At 74.0% G+C, this 19,262-nt stretch carries 18 protein-coding genes; 6 read left to right on the plus strand and 12 right to left on the minus strand.

The annotated features are described in order from the left end of the window. Window positions 1-226: 226 nt before the first annotated feature. Both argH and ACFVGY_RS23615 read right to left on the minus strand, forming a co-directional pair. Complete coding sequence (gene argH / locus ACFVGY_RS23610; protein WP_385680449.1) at window positions 227-1,654, minus strand: argininosuccinate lyase; 1,428 nt, start codon at window positions 1,652-1,654, stop codon at window positions 227-229. Between the two features lie 123 nt (window positions 1,655-1,777). Continuing rightward, complete coding sequence (locus ACFVGY_RS23615) at window positions 1,778-2,980, minus strand: argininosuccinate synthase (protein WP_385680451.1); 1,203 nt, start codon at window positions 2,978-2,980, stop codon at window positions 1,778-1,780. 186 nt (window positions 2,981-3,166) lie between these two features. On the opposite strand from ACFVGY_RS23615, the gene ACFVGY_RS23620 reads away from it, so the two are divergent. Genes ACFVGY_RS23620 through ACFVGY_RS23630 form a run of 3 tightly spaced genes read left to right on the plus strand, consistent with a single transcriptional unit; the run spans window position 3,167 to window position 6,032 of the window. Then, entirely contained in the window at window positions 3,167-4,750 is a 1,584-nt protein-coding gene (locus ACFVGY_RS23620) for a HEAT repeat domain-containing protein (RefSeq protein WP_385680453.1), read from the plus strand. 7 nt (window positions 4,751-4,757) lie between these two features. Further along, a complete protein-coding gene (locus tag ACFVGY_RS23625; protein ID WP_385680455.1) occupies window positions 4,758-5,339 on the plus strand; it encodes a pyridoxamine 5'-phosphate oxidase family protein in 582 nt (193 codons plus the stop codon). A gap of 6 nt (window positions 5,340-5,345) precedes the next feature. Beyond that, window positions 5,346-6,032 carry a L,D-transpeptidase gene (locus ACFVGY_RS23630; protein ID WP_385680502.1) on the plus strand — a complete coding sequence of 229 codons (687 nt, stop codon included), beginning with the start codon at window positions 5,346-5,348 and terminating at the stop codon, window positions 6,030-6,032. Window positions 6,033-6,084: 52 nt separating this feature from the next. Here ACFVGY_RS23630 and ACFVGY_RS23635 read toward each other — a convergent pair whose 3' ends face one another. The 9 genes from ACFVGY_RS23635 to ACFVGY_RS23675 all read right to left on the minus strand — a co-directional run bounded on the left by ACFVGY_RS23635 (window position 6,085) and on the right by ACFVGY_RS23675 (window position 15,550). After that, complete coding sequence (locus ACFVGY_RS23635; protein ID WP_385680457.1) at window positions 6,085-6,648, minus strand: arginine repressor; 564 nt, start codon at window positions 6,646-6,648, stop codon at window positions 6,085-6,087. Window positions 6,649-6,655: 7 nt separating this feature from the next. Further along, window positions 6,656-7,867 (minus strand): acetylornithine transaminase, encoded by a 1,212-nt coding sequence (locus ACFVGY_RS23640; protein WP_385680459.1) that lies wholly within the window; start codon window positions 7,865-7,867, stop codon window positions 6,656-6,658. Beyond that, window positions 7,864-8,790 (minus strand): acetylglutamate kinase, encoded by a 927-nt coding sequence (argB, locus tag ACFVGY_RS23645; protein WP_385680461.1) that lies wholly within the window; start codon window positions 8,788-8,790, stop codon window positions 7,864-7,866. The genes ACFVGY_RS23640 and argB overlap by 4 nt, the downstream gene beginning before the upstream one ends. After that, on the minus strand, window positions 8,787-9,944 hold the full coding sequence (argJ, locus tag ACFVGY_RS23650) for a bifunctional glutamate N-acetyltransferase/amino-acid acetyltransferase ArgJ (RefSeq protein WP_385680463.1): 1,158 nt from the start codon (window positions 9,942-9,944) through the stop codon (window positions 8,787-8,789). Before argJ ends, argB begins: the two co-directional genes overlap by 4 nt. Before the next feature lie 73 nt (window positions 9,945-10,017). Next, on the minus strand, window positions 10,018-11,046 hold the full coding sequence (gene argC, locus ACFVGY_RS23655) for an N-acetyl-gamma-glutamyl-phosphate reductase (RefSeq protein ID WP_385680465.1): 1,029 nt from the start codon (window positions 11,044-11,046) through the stop codon (window positions 10,018-10,020). Window positions 11,047-11,173: 127 nt separating this feature from the next. Beyond that, complete coding sequence (locus ACFVGY_RS23660) at window positions 11,174-12,541, minus strand: pyridoxal phosphate-dependent decarboxylase family protein (RefSeq protein ID WP_385680466.1); 1,368 nt, start codon at window positions 12,539-12,541, stop codon at window positions 11,174-11,176. A 91-nt stretch (window positions 12,542-12,632) separates the two neighbouring features. Further along, window positions 12,633-13,382, minus strand: a complete 750-nt coding sequence (locus tag ACFVGY_RS23665; protein WP_385680467.1) for an N-acetyltransferase — start codon at window positions 13,380-13,382, stop codon at window positions 12,633-12,635. Window positions 13,383-13,422: 40 nt separating this feature from the next. Continuing rightward, the gene (locus ACFVGY_RS23670; protein ID WP_385680469.1) at window positions 13,423-13,998 is read right to left on the minus strand and encodes a histidine phosphatase family protein; all 576 of its coding nucleotides are present in this window, start codon (window positions 13,996-13,998) and stop codon (window positions 13,423-13,425) included. Window positions 13,999-14,092: 94 nt separating this feature from the next. Beyond that, entirely contained in the window at window positions 14,093-15,550 is a 1,458-nt protein-coding gene (locus tag ACFVGY_RS23675; RefSeq protein ID WP_385680471.1) for a PLP-dependent aminotransferase family protein, read from the minus strand. On the opposite strand from ACFVGY_RS23675, the gene ACFVGY_RS23680 reads away from it, so the two are divergent. Together ACFVGY_RS23680 and ACFVGY_RS23685 are read left to right on the plus strand one after the other, a co-directional pair. Further along, window positions 15,549-16,571 carry a DMT family transporter gene (locus ACFVGY_RS23680; RefSeq protein ID WP_385680473.1) on the plus strand — a complete coding sequence of 341 codons (1,023 nt, stop codon included), beginning with the start codon at window positions 15,549-15,551 and terminating at the stop codon, window positions 16,569-16,571. The genes ACFVGY_RS23675 and ACFVGY_RS23680 overlap by 2 nt on opposite strands. 62 nt (window positions 16,572-16,633) lie before the next feature. After that, a complete protein-coding gene (locus ACFVGY_RS23685) occupies window positions 16,634-16,831 on the plus strand; it encodes a DUF1918 domain-containing protein (RefSeq protein WP_385424709.1) in 198 nt (65 codons plus the stop codon). Between the two features lie 25 nt (window positions 16,832-16,856). Here the strand turns inward: ACFVGY_RS23685 and ACFVGY_RS23690 are convergent, their stop codons facing one another. Further along, window positions 16,857-18,179 carry a glycoside hydrolase family 10 protein gene (locus ACFVGY_RS23690; RefSeq protein WP_385680475.1) on the minus strand — a complete coding sequence of 441 codons (1,323 nt, stop codon included), beginning with the start codon at window positions 18,177-18,179 and terminating at the stop codon, window positions 16,857-16,859. A 175-nt stretch (window positions 18,180-18,354) separates the two neighbouring features. On the opposite strand from ACFVGY_RS23690, the gene ACFVGY_RS23695 reads away from it, so the two are divergent. Next, window positions 18,355-19,227 (plus strand): 3-hydroxybutyryl-CoA dehydrogenase, encoded by an 873-nt coding sequence (locus ACFVGY_RS23695; protein ID WP_385680476.1) that lies wholly within the window; start codon window positions 18,355-18,357, stop codon window positions 19,225-19,227. The last annotated feature ends 35 nt before the right edge of the window (window positions 19,228-19,262 follow it).

A 19,262-nucleotide genomic window follows, 5' to 3' on the forward strand; every position in this document is an offset into this window, starting at 1 on the left:
GCGCGGCGCCGCCGGGCGGGGGGGGGGGGGGGGGGGGGCGGGGGGGGGGGGGGCGGGGGGGGGGGGGGGGGGGGGGGGCGCGCGCCCCCCCCCCCCCCCCCCCTCCGGTCATCCCGCGGCGTGCGGACGTACATGCCCCGGGGGCCTCGAGGCCGTCGGGGGTGCGGGCCGCAGGGCCGCGGGCGTTCGGGGGCGGCAGCGTACGGCTACGGCTGCCGGGGGCGGGCTACTGCTTGTGCACGGCCCAGGCGTGCTGGATCACGAGGTCCGCCTTCAGCTCGGTGAGCTGGAGCGCCACCGCCGAGGGGGCCGTGCCACCGCGGCCGCTGCGCGAGGCGAGCGCACCGGTGACGTTCAACACCGTCCGCACCTCGGGCGTCAGGTGCGCGGAGATCTTCGCGAACTGCTCGTCGGTCAGCTCGTCGAGCTCGATGCCGAGCGCCTCGCACTCCTTGACGCACTCGCCGGCCACCTCGTGCGCCACCCGGAACGGCACGCCCTGCTTGACCAGCCACTCCGCGATGTCCGTGGCGAGGGAGAAGCCGGCCGGCGCCAGCTCCTCCATGCGCTCCCGGTTGACGGTGAGGGTGGCCATCATGCCGGTGAAGGCGGGGAGCAGGACCTCCAGGGTGTCGCAGGAGTCGAAGACCGGCTCCTTGTCCTCCTGCAGGTCCCGGTTGTAGGCGAGCGGGAGGGCCTTGAGGGTGGCGAGCAGGCCGGTCAGGTTGCCGATGAGGCGGCCGGACTTGCCGCGGGCCAGCTCGGCGATGTCCGGGTTCTTCTTCTGCGGCATGATCGACGAGCCGGTGGAGAAGGCGTCGTGCAGGGTCACGAAGGAGAACTCCTTCGTGTTCCAGATGATGATCTCCTCCGCGATCCGGGACAGGTTGATCCCGATCATGGCGGTGATGAAGGCGAACTCGGCGACGAAGTCGCGGGAGGCCGTGCCGTCGATCGAGTTGCCGACCGAGCCCCGCTCGAAGCCCAGGTCGGCGGCGACCGCCTCCGGGTCCAGGCCCAGCGAGGAGCCGGCCAGTGCGCCCGAGCCGTACGGGGAGACCGCGGTCCGGGTGTCCCACTGGCGCAGCCGCTCGGCGTCCCGGGACAGGGACTGGACGTGGGCGAGCACGTGGTGCGCGAAGAGCACCGGCTGGGCGTGCTGGAGGTGGGTGCGGCCGGGCATGGCCACGTCCGGGTGCGTCTCGGCGAGGCCGATCAGCGCGTCCTGGAGGTCGGCGATGAGACCGCCGATGATCCGGGCGTGGTCGCGCAGGTACATCCGGAAGAGGGTGGCCACCTGGTCGTTGCGGGACCGGCCGGCGCGCAGCTTGCCGCCGAGATCGGCGCCGAGCCGCTCCAGCAGGCCGCGCTCCAGGGCGGTGTGCACGTCCTCGTCGGCGATGGTGCCGGTGAAGGAGCCGTCGGCGACGTCGGCCTCCAGCCGGTCCAGGCCCGCGATCATGCGGTCGAGCTCGTCGGCGGTGAGCAGCCCGGCCTTGTGGAGCACGCGGGCGTGGGCGCGGGAGCCGGCGATGTCGTACGGGGCGAGGCGCCAGTCGAAGTGGACGGAGGCGGAAAGCTTCGCCAGGGCCTCGGCGGGGCCGTCGGCGAACCGGCCGCCCCAGAGCCGGACGTCACCGTTGTTGCTGCTCACTGCTGATGCTCCTCGATCACTGCATGGCTTCGGGTATGGAACGGCCTCCCCGCCGCGGAGGTAACGGGGAGGCCGTCACGGGTCCGCCCGCGCCGCGGGCGCCGGGGTCAGCCCGGGGCGACGTCAGGCTCCGCCGGCCAGATCGCGGCGCGCGGCGATCTTCGCGGAGAGGGCGAAGATGTCGATGAAGCCCTGGGCCTTGGACTGGTCGAAGGTGTCGCCGGTGTCGTAGGTGGCGAGGTTGAAGTCGTAGAGGGACTCCTCCGACTTCCGGCCGGTGACGACGGCGCGGCCGCCGTGCAGGGTCATCCGGATGTCACCGGTGACGTGCTGGTTGGCCTCGTTGATGAAGCCGTCCAGGGCCCGCTTGAGCGGGGAGAACCACAGGCCGTCGTAGACGAGCTCGCCCCAGCGCTGCTCGACCTGCCGCTTGTACCGGGCGAGCTCGCGCTCGACGGTGACGTTCTCCAGCTCCTGGTGGGCGGTGATGAGCGCGATCGCGCCCGGGGCCTCGTAGACCTCGCGGGACTTGATGCCGACGAGGCGGTCCTCGACCATGTCGATCCGGCCGATGCCCTGGGCGCCGGCCCGCTCGTTGAGCTGCTGGATGGCCTGGAGCACGGTGACGGGCCTGCCGTCGATGGCGACCGGGACGCCCTCCTTGAAGGAGATGACGACCTCGTCGGGCTCACGCGGGGTGGCCGGGTTGGAGGTGTACTCGTAGATGTCCTCGATGGGCGCGTTCCAGATGTCCTCCAGGAAGCCCGTCTCGACGGCGCGACCGAAGACGTTCTGGTCGATGGAGTACGGGGACTTCTTGGTGGTCGCGATCGGGAGGTTCTTCGCCTCGCAGAAGGCGATGGCCTTGTCCCGGGTCATCGCGTAGTCGCGGACCGGGGCGATGCACTTCAGGTCGGGACCGAGGGCCTGGATGCCGGCCTCGAAGCGGACCTGGTCGTTGCCCTTGCCGGTGCAGCCGTGGGCGACGATGCCGGCGCCGTGCTTCTTCGCGGCGGCGACCAGGTGCTTGACGATGGTGGGGCGGGAGAGCGCCGAGACCAGCGGGTAGCGGTCCATGTAGAGGGCGTTCGCCTTGATGGCCGGGAGGCAGTACTCGTTGGCGAACTCGTCCTTGGCGTCCGCGACCTCGGCCTCGACGGCACCGCAGTCGAGCGCGCGCTTGCGGATGACGTCCAGGTCCTCGCCGCCCTGGCCGACGTCCACGGCAACGGCGATGACCTCGGCGCCCGTCTCCTCGGCGATCCAACCGATGGCGACGGAGGTGTCCAGGCCGCCCGAGTAGGCGAGTACGACGCGCTCGGTCACGGGTTTCTCCTTACGGTGCAATCCAGCGATGGGCATAACTATGCACTGCTCCGTATGTTTCGTCAATCGGCCGGTGTGGCGCGCGCCTGACCAGCGGATATATCGGCGGCGCCCGCTGCATCACGGCGGCTACGCTCCCGATGTCGAGCGGCGCACTGCGCCGCCGGGGCGGACCGGGGAGGGCCCATGGGAACGGAGCGGCGGCGGGACGCGGAGGCGGGACGCGCGGCCGCGCGGCAGCTGCTGGACGGCGGCACGGTCCCGGTCGGCGGGGTGCTGGCGCACGGCGGCCCGGAGAGCTGGCTGGCCTTCGACGAACACGTACGGGGCGTGCTGGCCGGCCGGGGCGAGCCGGGCACGCCGCCGCGGCCGCGCTTCGGGATGCCGCGCCGGGCGCCCACGCCCGTGGTGACGCCGCTGGAGCTGCGCCTGTGCCACCCCGACGGCCGGGAGCGGGAGGCGGCGCTCGGCACGACGCACACGCCGCTGCCGCTGCCGCTGCCGCTGCCGCTCGTGGTGATCCGCTGCACCGACTGGGTCCCGCAGGTGCGCGCACGGGCCCGCCGCGCGCTGGTGCAGGCTCTGGCCGCCGACGCCCCGTACACCGTCTTCACCGCGATCCCGCTCGTCCTGCGACTCGCCGGGCGGGAGCAGGGAGCCTGGGCGGTGGAGCTGTTCGAATGCGCCCTGCACGCCCGGGAGCCCCGCCTCCGGCAGTGGTGGCCGGTCGGCCTGGTCACGGGCCCGCCCTCCCGTGAGGAGGCCGACGGGATACTGGCCGGGCTGCACCTCAAGGCGCATCTGCCGACCCGGCGCTTCGCCGCCCGCGTCAGCCTCGCCCGCGGCGGCACGGCCCTGCCGGAGCTCGCCCGGCACGCCGGGGCCGAACGCGATCCGGCGACGGCCCGCCTGTGGGCCGACGCCGCCCTGGAGGCACTGGCGGCAGCGAACCGCGCGGCTGGCGCCGCGGCGGCCGCCGATGCGGCGATCGACGCCCTGCTCGGCAGCCCCGTCCCCATGGTGCGCTCGGCCGGGGTCACCGCCCTGCGCGCGGCCGGACGGTCGGCCGAGGCCGAGCGCTACCTCGCCGACCGCTCCTGCCTGGTCCGGGCCTGCGCGCGCTGGCTCGTCGGCCAGGACGGCGGCGACCCCCAGGCCCGCTACCGCTGGCTCGCCACGGATCCGGCCGGCCCGTCCCCGTACGCGGTGGCCGGCCTCGCCGAATGCGGCCGCCGCGCCGACGTGCCGCTGCTGCGGGAGCTGCTGGGGCACCCCGTCGGCCGGGTGCGCGCCGCCGCGCTGGCAGGGCTGCGGCAGCTGGACGCCACCCCCGACGACTCGGCCCTGCTCGCACTGCTGGACGACCCGGCCCCGTCCGTGGCCCGCGAGGCCTGTCTGGCCCTGCTGCCGTCGGCCGGCCGGCTGGACCCGGGCCCGCTGGCCGCCCGCTGTGGCCGTCAGGAAGGCCTGCACGTCCGCCGCGCGGCGTTCCGGCTGCTGCGGGCGCGGGGCGGGATCGAGGCGCTGCGGGCCGCCGTGCTCTTGTCCTCGGACTGGGACCCGAAGCTGCGCGGGCTCGCACGGGTGACCGTACGCGGCTGGGACTGGCAGCTCAGCCTGTTCACGGGGGAGGCGGACGCGGCGGAGCTCACCGCGCTGCTGCGCAGGTCCGCACACCTGTTCAGCGCGGACGAACTGGCGGCCCGGCGCGCCCGCCTGGGCCCGGCCGGCCCGACTCCCGCTCCCGAAACTGACGTTCGGGCCGAATAATGCTCTCATGGGAAAGCTCTACGAACGCATAGACGGCCGGCTGCGCACCTTCATCGAGGAGCAGCCGGTCTTCTTCACCGCGACGGCCCCGCTGGCGGCGGACGGCCACGTCAACCTGTCCCCCAAGGGCCGCAAGGGAACCCTCGTCGTCATCGACGAACTGACGCTCGCCTACCTCGACTTCGGCGGCAGCGCCGCCGAGACCATCGCCCACGTCCGGGAGAACGGCCGGATCACCCTGATGTGGTGCTCGTTCGACGGCCGCCCCACCATCGTGCGGGTGCACGGCCGGGCCGAGGCCGTCTTCCGCGACGACCCCCGCTGGGGCGAGCTGATCGGGCGGTTCGCGCAGGCCGACGGACCGGGCGCGCGGGCGGTCGTCGTCGTGCACGTGCTGCGGGTCTCCGACTCCTGCGGGTTCGCCGTTCCCTTTATGGAGTACAAGGGCGAGCGCGAGCTCCATGCGGAGTACTTCGGACGCCAGACGGACGAGGAGTTCGCCGCGTACTGCGAGCGGAAGGAGTACGTCGGGGTGAGTGTCGACGGCCTGCCTGCGCTGCCCTTGCCCCTCCCCCCGCGTACCGTCTGAGATGTGCTGCGTACCGCTCTCGTCACCGGCTCACTGATCCTCACCACCCTCCTCCCCCACGACAGTCCGCCACTGCCCGACCAGCTAGCCGACACCGGCGGCGGCAGCCAGCTCATCACCGCCGTCGCGCCGTCGCCCGGCTCCACCACCGGTCGGGTGGTCTGGTGGGAGCGGCTGGCAGGGCACTGGATCGCGAAGGGCAGCGCCGAGGCCCGGTTCGGGGCGAAGGGCCTGACGGAGGGCACGACCCGGGTCCAGGGCACCAACACCACCCCGACCGGCCTGTACGCCCTCCCGTACGCCTTCGGCATCCGCCGGGCCCCGGCCGGGACCGAGTACACCTACCGGCGGGTGACGCGCACCTCCTGGTGGTGCCAGGACATCGCGTCGACCAGTTACAACCGCTGGGTGGAACCGCTGCCGGCGGACTGCGCGCCCGGCGAGTCCGAGCACTTGGTGACGTACGCACGGCAGTACGCCCATGCGCTGGTCATCGCCTTCAACTACGACCAGCCGGTCCGCGGCCGCGGGGCGGGCATCTTCCTGCACGTCAACGGCAAGGGGGCGACGGCGGGTTGCGTGTCGGTCCCGGCGGAGGCGATGCGCGCGATCCTCCGCTGGGCCGACCCCCGCCGCAGCCCGCACATCGCGATCGGCACGCAGACGGGCGACCTGGCGATCACCCGCTACTGACGGCCGCCCGCGCCCGCGGAACCGATCGGGCGGTCCCGCGGGCCCGGATCCGTCAGCCTTCCTTCTGGGCCAGGCGCAGGAGGTGGTCGGCGAGGGCCTGGCCGCCCGCCGGATCACGGCTGATGAGCATCAGCGTGTCGTCGCCGGCGATGGTGCCGAGGACGGCGTGCAGTTCTGCCTGGTCGATCGCCGAGGCGAGGAACTGCGCGGCACCCGGCGGGGTGCGCAGGACGACGAGGTTCGCGGAGGCCTCCGCCGAGATCAGCAGTTCGCCGGAGAGGCGCCGCATGCGCTCCTCCTTCGCCGACTCACCGAGCGGGGCCTGCGGGGTGCGGAAGCCGCCCTCGCTGGGCACCGCGTAGATCAGCTCGCCGCCGGTGTTGCGGATCTTCACCGCGCCCAGCTCGTCGAGGTCGCGGGAGAGCGTCGCCTGGGTGACGCTCAGTCCGTCGTCCGCGAGGAGTTTGGCCAGCTGGCTCTGGGAGCGGACCGGCTGCCGGTTCAGGATGTCCACGATCCGGCGGTGGCGGGCGGTGCGGGTCTGGGGAACGGAAGGACCGCCCCCGGTCTCCGCGTGGGGGGACGCCCACTGCTCGTTGTCCTGCGCCTGGCTCATCGTCTTCTCATTCCCCGGTTCGTCCGTCCCCGTTGGCTGCGTCGAGGATGCCGGGCAGGCCCCGGACGAACGCGTCCGCCTCGGCCTCGGTGAGCACGTACGGGGGCATGAGCCGTACGACGTCGGGGGCGGGCGCGTTGACCAGGAAGCCGGCGTCCTGGGCCGCCTGCTGCACCTGCGGTGCGTACGGCCCGGTCAGCACGATACCCAGGAGAAGGCCCTCGCCACGGACATGGGAGACCAGCGGGTGGCCCTCGCCGCCGCCGAGGCCCTCGATTCCGGAGCGCAGCTGCTCGCCGCGGGCCTTGACCCGGTCGAGGAGTCCGTCGGTGGCGATGGTGTCGAGGACGGCCAGGCCGGCGGCGCAGGCGACGGGGTTCCCGCCGAAGGTGGTGCCGTGCTGGCCGGGCTGCAGGAGGTCCGCGGCCGGACCGAAGGCGGCGACGGCGCCGATGGGCAGGCCGCCGCCCAGCCCCTTCGCGAGGGTGACGAGGTCGGGTTCGACGCCCTCGTGGGCCTGGTGCTCGAACCAGTGGCCGCAGCGCCCGATGCCGGTCTGCACCTCGTCGAGGACGAGGAGGGTGCCGGTGGCGCGGGTGATCTCCCGGGCTGCCTTGAGGTAGCCGGCGGGCGGTACGACGACGCCGTTCTCGCCCTGGACCGGCTCGATGACGACGAGCGCGGTCTCCTCGGTGACGGCGGCCCGCAGGGCCTCGGCGTCACCGTACGGGACGTGGGTGACGTCGCCGGGCAGCGGCAGGAACGGGCGCTGCTTGGCGGGCTGGCCGGTGAGCGCGAGGGCGCCCATGGTGCGGCCGTGGAAACCGCCCGAGGTGGCGACCATGTGGGTCCGCCCGGTCAGTCGGCCGATCTTGAAGGCGGCTTCGAGGGCCTCGGCACCGGAGTTGCAGAAGAAGATCCGGCCGGGGCGGCCGAAGAGCTGGAGCAGCCGCTCGCCGAGGGCGAGGGCGGGCTCGGAGGCGTAGAGGTTGGAGACGTGGCCGAGGGTGGAGACCTGGGCGGTCACGGCGGCGACGATCGCGGGGTGGGCGTGGCCGAGGGCGTTGACGGCGATGCCGCCGACGAGGTCGGTGTACTGCTTGCCGTCGGCGTCCCAGACCTGGGCGCCCTCGCCGCGGACGAGGGCCACGGCGGGCGTGCCGTAGTTGTTCGTCAGCGTGGCCCGCCAGCGGGCCGCGTACTCCTGATTGGCGGTCACGACTGCTTCCCTCCCCGGGTGGTGGACTCCTGCGGGTCCGGCACGACCATCGTGCCGATCCCCTCGTCGGTGAAGATCTCCAGCAGGATCGAGTGCTGGACGCGCCCGTCGATCACCCTGGCGGTGCGCACCCCGTTGCGTACGGCGTGCAGGCAGCCCTCCATCTTGGGGACCATGCCGCTGGACAGCTCGGGCAGCAGCTTCTCCAGCTGGCTGACGGTGAGCCGGCTGATCACCTCGTCGCTGTGGGGCCAGTCGGCGTACAGGCCCTCGACGTCGGTGAGGACCATGAGCGTCTCGGCTCCGAGCGCGGCGGCGAGCGCGGCGGCGGCGGTGTCGGCGTTGACGTTGTAGACGTGCCCGTCGTCGGCGCTGCGCGCGATGGACGAGATGACCGGGATCCGTCCGTCGGCGAGCAGGGCCTCGATGGCGCCGGTGTCGATGGCGGTGATCTCGCCGACCCGGCCGATGTCCACCTGCTCCCCGTCGATCTGGGGCATGTGTCGGACCGCGGAGATGGTCTGGGCGTCCTCGCCGGTCATGCCGACGGCGAGCGGGCCGTGCTGGTTGAGCAGGCCCACCAGCTCGCGCTGGACCCGGCCCGCGAGCACCATCCGGACGACGTCCATGGCCTCCGGGGTGGTCACGCGCAGGCCCGCCTTGAACTCGCTGACCAGGCCTTCCTTGTCGAGCTGGGCGTTGATCTGGGGGCCGCCGCCGTGCACGACGACCGGGCGGAGCCCGGCGTGCCGGAGGAAGACCACGTCCTGTGCGAATGCGGCTTTGAGCTCGTCGTCCACCATGGCGTTGCCGCCGAACTTGATGACGACCGTCTTGCCGTGGTGGCGCGTCAGCCAGGGCAGGGCTTCGATGAGGATCTGCGCCTTCGGGAGGGCGGTGTGCTTCCGCGCGGTGCCGGTCATGAGCTGTAGGCGCTGTTCTCGTGGACGTACTCGGCGGTCAGGTCGTTGGCCCAGATCACCGCGGACTCGCTGCCGCTGGACAGGTCGGCGGTGATGCGCACCTCGCGGTCCTTCATGCTGACCAGGTCGCGGTCCTCGCCGACGGAGCCGTTCTTGCAGACCCACACGCCGTTGATGGCCACGTTGAGGCGGTCGGGGTCGAAGGCGGCCTGGGTGGTGCCGATGGCGGAGAGGACCCGGCCCCAGTTGGGGTCCTCCCCGTGGATGGCGCACTTGAGGAGGTTGTTGCGGGCGATGGACCGGCCGACCTCGACGGCGTCGTCCTCGCTGGCCGCGCCGACGACCTCGATGCGGATGTCCTTGCTCGCGCCCTCGGCGTCGCCGATCAGCTGGCGGGCGAGGTCGTCGCAGACGGTCCGCACGGCCTCCGCGAAGTCCTCGTACGCCGGCGCGGTGCCGGACGCGCCGGAGGCGAGCAGCAGCACGGTGTCGTTGGTGGACATGCAGCCGTCGGAGTCGACCCGGTCGAAGGTGCTGCGGGTGGCGGCGCGCAGGGCCCGGTCGAGGGTGGCGCTGTCCAGGTCGGCGTCGGTGGTGAGGACGACGAGCATGGTGGCGAGGCCCGGGGCGAGCATGCCGGCGCCCTTGGCCATGCCGCCGACGGTCCAGCCCTCCCGCGTGACCGCGGCGGTCTTGTGGACGGTGTCGGTGGTCTTGATGGCGACGGCGGCGGCCTCGCCGCCGTCCGCGGAGAGGGCGGCGACGGCGGTGTCCACGCCGGGCAGCAGCTTGTCCATGGGGAGCAGGACGCCGATCAGGCCGGTGGAGGCGACGGCCACCTCGCCGGCGTTGTGCTCGCCGCCGAGGGCCTGGGCGACCTTCTCGGCGGTGGCGTGGGTGTCCTGGAAGCCCTTGGGGCCGGTGCAGGCGTTGGCGCCGCCCGAGTTGAGGACGACCGCGCTGACGGCGCCGCCGCGCAGGACCTGCTCGGACCACCGGACGGGGGCCGCCTTGACGCGGTTGGAGGTGAAGACGCCGGCCGCGGCCAGACGGGGCCCGTTGTTGACCACGAGGGCGAGGTCCGGGTTGCCGTTCTCCTTGATCCCCGCGGCGATGCCCGCCGCGGTGAACCCCTGTGCTGCCGTGACCGTCACTGCGTCTCCTCGTTCGCTTCTTCCGTCGTCGTCCGCAGCCCGGCGGCTGCGTCTGGGGCGCTCGGTACGGCGCTCACGGTGCGACTCCGATCGTGGACAGCCCCAGGCTCTCGTGGAGCCCGAGGGCGATGTTCATGCTCTGGACCGCGCCGCCGGCGGTGCCCTTGGTGAGGTTGTCGATGGCGCTGATCGCGATGATCCGCTGCGCGGCTGCGTCATGGGCGACCTGGACCTGAACGGCGTTGGAACCGTAAACGGACGCCGTCGCCGGCCACTGGCCCTCGGGCAGCAGGTGGACGAAGGGCTCGTCCGCGTACGCCTTCTCGTACGCGGCGCGCACCGCCTCGGCGGTGGTGCCGGGGAGGGCCTTGGCGGAGCAGGTCGCGAGGATGCCGCGGGACATGGGCGCGAGGGTGGGGGTGAAGGAGACGGAGACCCGCTGCCCGGCGACCGGGGACAGGTTCTGCACCATCTCGGGGGTGTGCCGGTGGACGCCGCCCACGCCGTACGGGCTCACCGACCCCATGACCTCGGAGCCGAGCAGGTGCGGCTTGAGGGCCTTGCCCGCGCCGGAGGTGCCGCTGGCGGCGACGATCACCGCTTCCGGTTCGGCGAGCCGGTCCGCGTAGGCCGGGAAGAGGGCGAGGGAGACGGCGGTGGGGAAGCAGCCGGGGACCGCGATGCGCTTGGCCCCCTCCAGCGCGGCGCGCCCCCCGGGCAGCTCGGGCAGCCCGTAGGGCCAGGTGCCGGCGTGGGGGGCGCCGTAGAACGCGTCCCAGTCGGCGGAGTCCTTCAGCCGGTGGTCGGCGCCCATGTCGACGACGAGCACGTCGGGGCCGAGCTCGGCGGCGACGGCGGCGGACTGCCCGTGGGGCAGGGCCAGGAAGACCACATCGTGGCCGGCGAGGACCTCGGGGGTGGTCGGCTCCAGGGTGCGTCCGGCGAGCGGGACCAGGTGGGGCTGCAGGGAGCCGAAGCGCTGGCCGGCGTTGGAGTGGCCGGTGAGCGCGCCGATCTCCACCTCGGGGTGGGCCAGGAGCAGGCGCAGGAGCTCACCGCCCGCGTATCCGCTCGCTCCGGCCACTGCTGCACGTACCACCATCGGACCCTCCTCTTGGATGGCATGACTATACGTAGCGCCGCACTTTTATGCAATGCGGCGTGCGTCGCCCGCCCCGGTCACAGCCAGCTGACCTGCGGCCGTGCGGGGCGGCGGCCCGGGGAGCATGTCAGGCGCAGGTGACGGCGCGGCGAATCGCGTCGAGCGAGCGCGCCACGTCCTCGTCGCTGGTCGACCAGTTGCTCACGGAGATCCGCATGACGCGGCGGCCGTGCCAGGTGGAGCCGCTGATCCAGGTGTCGCCCTCGTCCAGCAGCCGAGCGAGGACCCGGTCGGTGCGGGCGTCGCTGCCGAACGAGGCGCAGACCTGCGTGAACACCACCTCGTTGAGGACGGTCGCGCCGTCGATCCCGGCGATGCCCTCGGCGAAGGTGCGGGCGTGCCGGCACAGCCGGTCGACGAGGTCCGCCACCCCTGACCGGCCGAGGGACCGCAGGACGGCCCAGACCGGGAAGGCCCTCCCGCGCCGGGAGAGCTCGGGGACCTTGTCGACGGGGTCGCCCTGCTCGTCGTGGATGAGGTAGTCGCCGCGCTGGCCCATCGCCGCCCGGAGTGCGGACGGGTCGCGGACGACGGCGAGGCCGCAGTCGTACGGGACGTTCAGGGTCTTGTGGGCGTCCGTCGCCCAGGAGTCGGCGGACGCGCAGCCGGCCGTCAGGTGCGCGTGCGCCGGGGAGGCCGCCGCCCACAGTCCGAAGGCGCCGTCGACGTGCACCCAGGCGTCCGCCGCGCGGGCGGCGCCGATCGCCGCGGGAAAGGGGTCGAACGCCCCGGAGTGGATGTCCCCGGCCTGGAGGACCACGATCGTCGGGCCCGGCCCGCCCGCGGCCAGGGCGTGGCACAGGGCCTCGGGGTCGATGCGCCCCTGCTCGTCCGCCCGCACGGTGACGGGTGCGCCGAGTCCCAGGTAGCGCAGCGCCAGGTCGACGGCGATGTGGCGGTCGGCGCCGGCGACGACCCGTACGGGCGGGCCGCCGGCGAGCCCGTCGCGGGCGGCGTTCCAGCCGGTGTCCCGCAGCACCGCGTCCCGGCCGGCGGCGAGGCAGGTGAAGTTCGCGGTGGTCGCGCCGGTGGTGAAGCCCACGGCGCTGCGCCCGGGCAGACCCAGCAGGTCGAGCAGCCAGGCGCTCGCGATGTCCTCGGCCGCGGCGTAGGCGGGCGAGGCGGCGCGCATCACGCAGTTCTGGTCCCAGGCGCTGACCAGCCAGTCCGCGGCCAGCGCGGCCGGTTCGGTGCCGCCGACCACGAACCCGTGGAAGCGGCCGCTGGGAAACGCGGTCAGGCCCGGCTCGCAGGCCGCGGCCATCAGGTCGACGACGTCGGCGGGCACGCCGGGGCCCTCGGGCAGCTCGGCACCGAGCGCCCGTACGACCTCGTCGACCGAAGCGCGGGCGGGTACCCGCCGCTCCGACAGGCTCGCCAGCCAGCGCACGGCATGGCCGTGTGCCCGTCGGAGCGCGGCCTCGCGCGCGTCCATACTCGGACTATGAGACGGCCGCCGCCGGGGTGCAACCCGCGCCCCCGGCCGGCCGGCGGGCGGGCGGGCGGGACGGCCTCCCGGCCGGCTGTCAGGTCAGGGCGTGGCGGACCCACACGTTCGGTTCCACGTACGCCGCGTAGCCCTGGTCCGGGTCGCAGTGGACCGGGGTGAGGGCCCCGGGCACGTGCACGGGCCCGGCCGTGTCGAAGGGCAGGCCCGTCCAGGCGCGCCACTCGTCCAGGGATCCGGTGACCGTCATCGACAGCGGCGCGATCGAGTCGATCACCCCGCCGGCGCGGACGTGGACGCGCAGCCACGGGTCGTGGGGCAGGCCGTCCTCGCGGGTGCGGTACGCGTACTCCCGGATCGGGGTGTCGGGTTCGGCCGGCTTGCCGCTCGGCCGGACCGGGGCCACCACCTCGGCGAAGCCACGGGCACGGGCGTTGTCCCGCATCGCGGCCAGCATCCGCCCGGACAGGCCCTCGCCCTGTCGGCCGCTGGCGACGCTGATCTCGATGGCGCTCACCGTGTCGGGCTCGATCCCGCGCCGCAGGTCGGAGAAGGCCCACAGGAAGACCTGGTCCCAGCCGCGGGCGGGCAGCACCCCGTCCCGCCCGGGCGCGTGCAGCGCGAACGGCATGCTGAACCCGCGGGCGACCACCGTGTCGCCGTCCAGGGCGATCAGCACGTACTCGGGCAGCTCCGCCACGATCCGCGGGTACAGCAGCCAGGCGAGCGAGTCGTTGCCCGAGAACTCGGGCCACGAGTCCTCCATGTCGTACAGCCGCTCGGCGAGTTCGGGGCGCCCGGCGATCGTGGTGATCTCGATTCCGTTCATGTGCGCAGGCTAGGGGCGGTGCGGCGGCGTCTCCACCGGATTACCCGGGGGCCTGGAGCGAGAGGTGCCAGTGCCCCGACCAGCCGGTCAGGGTGACGGTGGACAGCGGGCTGACGTCGACGCTCCAGTACGTCTGCGGGGCGACCCGCAGCGCGTACACCAGGGCCGCCCGCACCACGGAGGGCTCCGCGACCGCGACGATCGCGCCCCCGCCGTCGGCGGGCCGGGTGTCGAGCCAGCCGCCGATGCGGGAGATGAAGGCGAGGAGGGATTCTCCGCCGTGCGGGGCGGCGAGCGGGTCGCTGAGCCAGAGCTCCACCGCGCCGGGCTCACGGGCGGCCACCTCGCCCAGGGTCAGGCCCCGCCAGCGACCCATGTCGCACTCGCGCAGCGCGGGTTGGGCGAGCGGCGCGTACCCGAGGGCCCGGCCGGTGGCCCGGCTGCGCGGGCCGGGCGAGCAGTAGCGCAGTTCGGCGGCGCCCAGGGGCACCAGCCCGTGCGCGGCGGCGGACAGGGCGCGCCAGCCCTCGTCGTCCGGCGGGCGGTCGTCGTCGAAGCGCTCGGCGAGCAGCGAGGAGCCACGGGCTGCGGCGACGAGCGAAACCCGAACGTTCATGCGGCGATGGTGGGCCGCGCACCGCACCGGGTCAAGCGTCCGGCGGGTCGGGCCTCCGACGGGCAGGTGTCCGCAGGGGCGGGCGCCCGGCGGTTCAGCCCTCCGCGCCGGCGGTTCCCGCCCGCTCCTCCCCCAGCCCGCTGCGCAGCCGCTGCACGGCCTCGCCCAGTTCCGCCGTGCCCGAGACCCCGGCGAAGCTCAGCCGTACGTACGGCCCCGGCGGCTCCGCGCAGAAGTACGGACGCCCGGGCGTGACCGCGACGCCGGCTCGCAGGGCGGCGGCCGCGAAGGCCAGGTCGTCGTCCTCCCCGCCGGGCCGGACCCACAGCTGGAAACCGCCGGACGGCAGCCGGTGCAGTTGCAGCCCGGGCAGCCCGCGGCGCAGCGCGCCGGCGAGGGCGTCGCGCCGGTGCCGCAGCTCGGCGGCGACCGTACGCAGGTGGCGCGGCCAGGCAGGGGCGCCGACGAGTTCGAGGGCGGCCTCCTGGAGCGGGCGCGGTACGAAGAAGCTGTCCACGACCTGGATGGCCCGCAGCCGGTCCAGGACGGGGCCGCGGGCGGCGAGCGCGCCCACCCGCAGGCTCGGCGAGGTGATCTTGGTCAGCGAGCGGACGTGCACGACGACGCCGTCCCGGTCCTCGGCGGCCAGGGTCGGGGGCAGCGGCGCGGCGTCCTCGTGGGCGAGGGCGCGGGCGTAGTCGTCCTCCACGACGAACGCGCCGGCCTCCCGGGCGATCCGCAGCACTTCGGTCCGCCGTTCGGTGGCCAGCACCGTGCCGGTGGGGTTCTGGAACAGCGGCTGGCATACGAACACCCGGGCCCCGGTGGCTTCGAAGGCGGTGGCCAGCAGCTCCGGCCGGACCCCGTCGGCGTCGACGGGGACGGGCACGGGCCGGCACCCGGAAGCCCGGGCGATGGACAGCAGCCCGGGGTAGGTCGGGGACTCGACCAGGATCGGCGCCCCCGGAGGGGCCAGCGCGCGCACGGCGGTGGTCAGCGCGCTCTGCCCGCCCGCGGTGACCAGCACGTCGGCGGCGGTGACGGAGCCGCCGATCTCCCGGGCGAACCAGTCGCGCAGCTCGGGCAACCCCTCCACGGGCGGCCGCCCCCAGGCGCCGGGGCGCCGTCCGGCCCGGGCCAGGGCGGCGGCCATGGCCCGCTCGGGCTGGAGCGAGGGGTGCAGGTAGCCGCCGTTGAGCTCGATGACCCCGGTCGGCGGGGCCGCGAGGGAGTTGAGCACTCCGGAGGCGTCCACGGAGCGCGGGACCACCTCTCCGGCTCCCTCCGCGCTGAGGGCCACCTCCTGCCAGGAGGTGTCGCCGGGCGCGGATTCGGTCGTGCGGGGGCGGGCCCGGTAGGCGCCGGCGCCGGGCCGGGTGACCACGAGGCCTTCGGCGGCGAGCTGGGCGAGGGCACGGGAGACGGTGACGGGACTGACCCGGAAACGCTCCACCAGGGCCCGACTCGACGGCAGCTTTCCACCCACCGAGTAGCGGTTCAACTCGGAGCGCAGGGCATCTGCCAATTCCGCCACACTGCTACGCTCATACATGAGAGCACAGAATAGCGCTACCTCCGCCACCTCGATAGCGGTGGGAACCCCGGACAGCCCTACGGCCGACGCCCCGACCGGCGTCCGGGCCGACGCTCCGGCCCGCCCGGCCCCCGCCCGCCCGGCTCCGGCCCGCGCGGCCACCGGGACCGCGGGCAACGCCAGGGCCCGGACCGCATCCGGCACCGCGCTCGCCGCCCTCGGCGTCGTCGCCTTCTCGCTGACCTTCCCCGCCACCGCCTGGGGCCTGGAGGGCTTCGGCCCCTGGAGCTTCGTCTCGGTGCGCAGCGTGCTCGCCGCACTGATCGCGGGGGCCTTCCTGCTGGCCGGGCGGGTCCCGCTGCCGTCCCGCGAGCACTGGGCGGGGCTGGCGGTGGTCGTCGCAGGCGTGGTCGTCGGCTTTCCGCTGCTCACCACCCTGGCGCTGACCACCTCCACCACCTCGCACGCCGCCGTCGTGGTCGGGCTGCTGCCGCTCACCACGGCGGCCCTGTCCGCCCTGCGCACCGACGTGCGGCCCTCGCGCCGGTTCTGGGCCGCGGCCGTCGCCGGGGCCGCCGTCGTCCTCGTCTTCACCCTGGCCGAGAGCGGTGGCTCGCTCTCGGCCGGCGACGGGTTCCTGTTCGGGGCGCTACTGGCGTGCGCCGCCGGATACACCGAGGGAGGACGGCTGGCCCGCGCCATGCCGGGGTGGCAGGTCATCGGCTGGGCGCTGGTGCTGTCGCTCCCGCTCACCCTCGCCGGTTCCGCGCTGGGGCTGGCGTACGAGCCGGTGCGACTGACCGCCCACGCACTGGCGGGGCTGGCGTGGGCGGCCGCGGGCTCCACCTTCCTGGGCCTGTACGTCTGGTACCGGGGCATGGCGGAGATCGGCGCACCGCGGGCCAGCCAGCTCCAGTTGGCCCAACCGCTGCTGACCCTGGTGTGGTCGGTGGCCCTGCTGGGTGAGCGGCTGTCGCCCGCCGCTCCGGCGGCCGCTTGCGCAGTGCTGGTCTGCATCGCCCTGACCCAGCGGGCTTAATCCGGACAATTCGCCGTAAACTGTCGTCACCGGATCGAGACCGCCTCCGAGGAGGTCAGCTTATGCGCGCGACCGAAGGCGACCAGCTGGTGCAGCACGGCAGAGTCGTGGGGCAGCACGACAAGGTCGGCGAGATCACTCAGGTACTGGGAGAGAACGGCAGCCCGCCCTACCGGGTCCGTTTCCCCGACGGCCACGAAGCCCTGATGTCCCCGGGCCCCGACTGCGTGGTGAAGCACCCGGAGGAGCCCCGGCACTGATGCGGCGGCCCGGCGGCCCGGCGCCTCAGCGGGGCGGCACCGCCGTCGGGTAGTGGTCGGCGACGACCCTGGCCATCGCTCCATTGGGGTCCGCGGCCACCTGCTTCGCGGAGAAGTAGACGTGGCCGCGGACCTCGGCGTACCGGCGGGTGAAGGACAGGTGCCGGGACAGCTCGGCAGGGTCGCGCCAGGCGGCCGTCGCACTGTCGGGGTCGCAGCGGTACAGCGCCTCCCCGACGTACAGGTCGACGTCCGTCCCGGCGACGGTCTGCGCCCACCACGGGACGAGCTTCGCGTAGTCGGCCGTCGGGTGGCCGATGTGCCAGTAGACCTGCGGCACGACGTAGTCGATCCAGCCCTCCCGCACCCACGTGCGGGTGTCGGCGTACAGGTCGTCGTACGTGGCGAGGGACTGGGTGTCCGAGCCGAGGGGATCCCGGTCCCGGTTGCGCCAGACCGCGAACGGGCTGATGCCGAACCGGGCGGCCGGGCGCACCGACCGCACCTGCTCGGACATCTCCCGGACCAGGGCGTCGATGTTGGAGCGGCGCCAGTCGGCGCGGGTGGCGAAGCCGGCGCCGTGGCGCGCGTAGGCGTCGTCGTCGTCGAAGTACTCCCCCTCGACCGGGTACGGGTAGAAGTAGTCGTCCCAGTGCACCCCGTCCACGGCGTAGCGGGAGACGGCGTCGAGCATGGCCTCCTGCACGAAGGCCCGCACCTCGGGCAGCCCCGGGTTGTAGTACAGCTTGCCGCCGTACGGCACCGTCCAGCCGGGATTGCGGCGCGCCGGGTGAGAAGAGGCCAGGCGCGTGGGGTCGGTGTGGTTGTTGGCGACCCGGTACGGGTTGAACCAGGCGTGCAGTTCGAGCCCCCGGGCATGGGCTTCGGCGACGGCGGTGCCGAGCGGGTCCCAGCCCGGGTCGGTGCCCTGTCGACCCGTCAGCCACTGCGACCAGGGCTCCCGGGCGGCGGGCCACATCGCGTCGGCGGTGGGCCGGACCTGGAGGAACACCGCGTTCAGGCGCCGCCCGACGGCGGCGTCGAAGAGGGCGGTCAGTTCGTCGCGCTGCTCCCCGGCATCCAGCCCGGCCGCGGACGGCCAGTCCACGTTCTCCACGGCGGCGATCCACATGCCGCGGAACTCCGCGGCGGCCTCCCCCCGGGAGCCCCGGCGGCCCGCCGCCCCCGGCGCCGCCCCGGCCCCCTCCGCGTGCGCGGCCGCCCGGGCCGCCGGCGGCCGACCCCGCACCGCCTCGGTCGCTCCCGCCACCCGCGCCGGGCCCGCCGCCGCGGCGGCGAACGCCCCCGCGGCCCCCGCCAGCAGCCCCCGCCGTCCGATGTACGCCATGTGACGACTCCGTTCCGTTGCGTGACATCGCTTGTCTGCGCCCAGCATGCCCGCCCCGGCCCGTCACCACCGGCAAGATCGGGGGTAACGTCGGGGGGCGTGGCGGGCGCCGGATCGCAGTGACCACTGACGACAACGGGGGACCCGCCGACGACGGAGCAGCGAAAGGCACGAAGTGACTGACCTCCCTTCCGACATCACACGGGTCGGCGTAGTGGGCTGTGGCCAGATGGGTGCCGGCATCGCCGAGGTGTGCGCCCGCAGCGGTCTCGACGTGAAGGTCGCCGAGACCACGGGCGAGGCCCTGGAACTCGGGCGGACCCGGCTGCACAACTCCCTGACCAAGGCCGCCGCCCGCGGCAAGATCAGCGAGGAGGAGCGGGACGCCACCCTGGCCCGACTCTCCTTCACCACCGACCTCGGCGAGTTCGCCGACCGCGACCTGGTCATCGAGGCGGTCGTCGAGAACGAGCAGGTCAAGACGGAGATCTTCCAGGTCCTGGACCAGGTGATCACCCGCCCCGACGCCATCCTCGCGTCGAACACCTCGTCGATCCCGCTGGTCAAGCTGGCCGTGGCGACCTCGCGGCCCGACCAGGTCATCGGCATCCACTTCTTCAACCCGGCCCCGGTGCAGAAGCTCGTCGAGCTGATCCCGGCGCTGACCACGAGCGAGGAGACCATCAAGCGGGCCGAGGGCCTGGTGCAGGGCGTCCTGGGCAAGCACGCGATCCGCGCCCAGGACCGGTCCGGCTTCGTGGTCAACGCGCTGCTGGTCCCGTACCTGCTGTCCGCGATCCGGATGTTCGAGTCGGGCATCGCGAGCCGCGAGGACATCGACAACGGCATGGAGTTCGGCTGCGCCCACCCGATGGGCCCGCTCAAGCTCTCCGACCTGATCGGCCTGGACACGATCGTCTCGATCGCCGACTCGATGTACTCCGAGTTCAAGGAGCCGCTGTACGCCGCTCCCCCGCTGCTCCAGCGGATGGTCGACGCGGGCCGCCTCGGCCGCAAGACCGGCTCCGGCTTCTACGCCTACGCCTGAGCCGCCCGCTGCCGGCCGCGCCCCGCGGCGCCGGT

Origin of the sequence: Streptomyces sp. NPDC127106 (assembly GCF_042677605.1) — a bacterium.
Classification (GTDB): domain Bacteria; phylum Actinomycetota; class Actinomycetes; order Streptomycetales; family Streptomycetaceae; genus Streptomyces.